A 3,082-nucleotide genomic window follows, 5' to 3' on the forward strand; every position below is an offset into this window, starting at 1 on the left:
GATTTGCCCCGGCGACGGGAAACCTGATGTACTGTATGCCGCAGAAGGGAACAAAAACATCATTATATATAGGAAATGGAGATGAGGCGCAGGGAATAGCGACAGGGTGTATCCGTACCAATGGAAGCATCTGTGAGGGGACGGGAAGTCCAGAGAAGAAAAGTTTCCGGTCAGAGCATGGGAAAGGAATGGACCTGTATCCGCAGAGCATGGGATTAGATGGCGGGGAGACAGGAAAGATTACCTTTGAGGATGAAACAGGGACTACCATAGAAAGTAATGGCGGACTGGTCCTGATGGCAAAAGAAGGAATCCGGCTGGAGAGCATGACAGGGATTGCCATGCAGGGAATGTCGGATATCATGGCATTGTATGCAGAAGGGGCATCCAGTCTTTGTGTGAACGGCAGTGTGGATATGCTGGGCAGGCTGGCAGGAATATCAGCCAGTAAGTATACTGGGTATCCGCCCTATGATGATGCACCTAAGGAGGGTGAATTTGACTGGGATGGATTTACGAGAAACCTTGCAATCGGTCTTGGAGTAGTTGCAGTATGTGCCATTGGTGCCGCAATTAGTATAGCAACGCTTGGAGCTGGAAGTATTTTAGCCGGGGCGTTTATAGGTGCGGGTATTGGTGCATTATCTACGACAGCGATGAAAGCAGGAGAGGAGATTTCAACCGGAAATGTCCGAAGTGCGAAAGAAGCTTTTCGGGATGTAGGAATATCGGCTGTCAGTGGTTTTATAACGGGGGCATTTGGAGCAAAATTTCCGGGAGCACATCGTTTGACTGAAGGTGTTGTAGATACGGCGGTATCAGCAGGTGAAAGACTTGCGTATGCAGTCTTTGATGACAGTATGTCATGGGATGAGAAGTGGGCATATGCTTTTGATCCAGGACAGATGGTGGCAGATTTTGTAACAGGTGTTGTCATAGGAGAAATCCTTGATGGGATAATGGCAGCAACACAGAATAAGTTAAGAAGTATTTTTGCAAATTATGATGCTACGATGCGTGAGGCTCTTGAGAGTGGTAGTAATAGTTATTCGGGAGAAGAATGGTGCAGATATTTTAGAGAAACCTATGGAAATAATAATGTGACGTGGGAAAATGCAACTCCTTCTCAATTGGCTAGAAGTTGGCAAGGTTCTGGAAAATATATAGGGATTGATGAATATACAGATGTTACTGTTAACAAAGGAACCATCTTGTATAGAGGTGAGCCTAATGGAACAGAGTATTTTACTACTTTGGACGCAATTGAACAATCGGGAAGAAATGCAACAACAATATTTGAGGGACTGCAAGTAGAGAAAAATCCTATGCATGGTTATAGGGGCGAGATGCAAGGCTATTTGTTTAATGAAGATGTTGCTAGTGCATATGGAATCACAAATGCAAATCCACAATTTGGAAACGGTGGACTGCCACAATATTATGTTCCAGATGTTCAAGATTTGATAAGCAAAGGTATTTTAATACCTGTAGATAATATTAAGTTATATAAATAAGGAGCTGACTATAAGATGGATATAAGCAAAGGAATTGTAGAAATTGATAATGAACTGGTTGTTAAGCCTAATTTCACATTTGAGCAATTTAAAGAAACAAAATATTATACAAATCAAGATGGCATCAGAATTATATACTTGGATGGACCACAGATTATAAAAAATAGAAAATATATAGTTAGTTTATTCTTTAGAGACGGGAAAATATATATGTTATCTTTAATTTGTTGTGATGAGGAGTATTCAGAGAAAGATGAATCTAAAAGAAAAGACTTGCATGATGTAATCCTGAAGGAGCTTGGAGTGCTTGAAAATAGTAACTTTGAGTGGGGAGAAATCAAGTCGATTTATGATGCACGAAGTAATATTAGTAGTATAAATATTATTTATTATGCCTCAACATAAGGACGTCTAACATCCTTTTCCTTAAAGCATTACCATAATCATAGCAATGAGTAAAAAAACAACACAGACTGAATCTCAAACTCGCCGAAGGCGGTTCATTCATGTAGATTAATGATTATAGGGCGAAATTTTCCATTTGGGTGCACTTAAGGACATTCGAAATCAAAACTGAATATTTAGTTCCAATAAGCTGATATTAACGCACTACTTTCAAAACAATTTTTTGTTGCGAAAGAGCTGCGTTTTTATGCGTGTAAGAAAAATGAATCAAGTTGACGTGAAACTACATGATTTAACCAAAGTAAAATTGAAAAATTATCGGCTGAATTGGGAAGAAACAGGGAATCCGGTGCCGAGGATCTGAAACTGGATGGAGAGACTGGATTATCAGGCAGTTCAAAGAAGAGAATTGGCGAAGTTACCGGAGCGAACCATTCTTTTTTTGGAAGAAAATCAGGATACACTGTTTTCTGATGTGATAGAAAAACCGTTTTTGCTGGTGTCGAAAATGTTTTGGGATGTATCAAAAATGTATAAAGTGCCGGTCAGGGGAAAAGAAATGGTTTTGCTTGATGGAGTGAACGGCTTTGCAGAAATTTATTATATGCCAGTGTATCCACGATATCGTTGTCTTTCAGAAGAAAGGACGAAAGAGTGGGAAAAATGAATATGTTGGTTATTCTGACTTTTAAATTATTAGGTTGAATTAGAAGATTAGAACAAGCTACTTTGCAATCTTTAATATACAACCCAAAATGGCAACAATATATCTACTTATTCATCGTATCATACCATCAAATTGGGCAGTATAATAGACACAGATGGGTAGGTGTTAGGGTGGATATACAAGGTAGAATACGTGAATTAATTGAAGAGCGCAGTTGGACGGAATACCGCTTAGCTAAAGAAGCGAATTTGTCGCATTCCACAGTGGCAAATATGTTTAACCGGAACAATGCGCCGACTTTTCCAACATTAGAAGCAATATGCAACGCATTTCAAATGACGTTATCTCAATTTTTCTGCGAAGATGGAAATCTAATTGAATTAACAGACGAAGAGAAAGAACTGATTTCAAGATGGAAACAGTTGAGCGCAGAACAGAGGTAAGTACGTAATCATCCGTATCTGTCAGCAACTATATTTTTCTGATACACTCTTTT

The 3,082-nt window shown here is 39.3% G+C and carries 3 protein-coding genes and 1 pseudogene; all 4 read left to right on the forward strand.

Annotated elements, in window-relative coordinates:
• Positions 1 to 1,514 (forward strand): annotated as a pseudogene (locus tag DW650_RS20280) (hypothetical protein); the annotation flags it as partial.
• Positions 1,515 to 1,529: 15 nt separating this feature from the next.
• Positions 1,530 to 1,919, forward strand: a complete 390-nt coding sequence (locus DW650_RS19210; RefSeq protein ID WP_118210873.1) for a hypothetical protein — start codon at positions 1,530 to 1,532, stop codon at positions 1,917 to 1,919.
• Between the two features lie 370 nt (positions 1,920 to 2,289).
• The gene (locus DW650_RS19215) at positions 2,290 to 2,586 is read left to right on the forward strand and encodes a hypothetical protein (RefSeq protein WP_243103034.1); all 297 of its coding nucleotides are present in this window, start codon (positions 2,290 to 2,292) and stop codon (positions 2,584 to 2,586) included.
• Between the two features lie 170 nt (positions 2,587 to 2,756).
• The gene (locus DW650_RS19220; RefSeq protein ID WP_279217097.1) at positions 2,757 to 3,029 is read left to right on the forward strand and encodes a helix-turn-helix domain-containing protein; all 273 of its coding nucleotides are present in this window, start codon (positions 2,757 to 2,759) and stop codon (positions 3,027 to 3,029) included.
• Positions 3,030 to 3,082 lie beyond the last annotated feature (53 nt).

This window comes from Roseburia sp. AM23-20 (genome assembly GCF_003470905.1).
GTDB classification, from domain to species: Bacteria; Bacillota; Clostridia; order Lachnospirales; family Lachnospiraceae; genus Roseburia; species Roseburia rectibacter.

Bases quoted from the DNA above. Each gene is read 5' to 3' on its own strand.
- DW650_RS19210 (WP_118210873.1), top strand. From the start codon at position 1,530: ATGGATATAAGCAAAGGAATTGTAGAAATTGATAATGAACTGGTTGTT.
- DW650_RS19215 (WP_243103034.1), top strand. From the start codon at position 2,290: ATGGAGAGACTGGATTATCAGGCAGTTCAAAGAAGAGAATTGGCGAAG.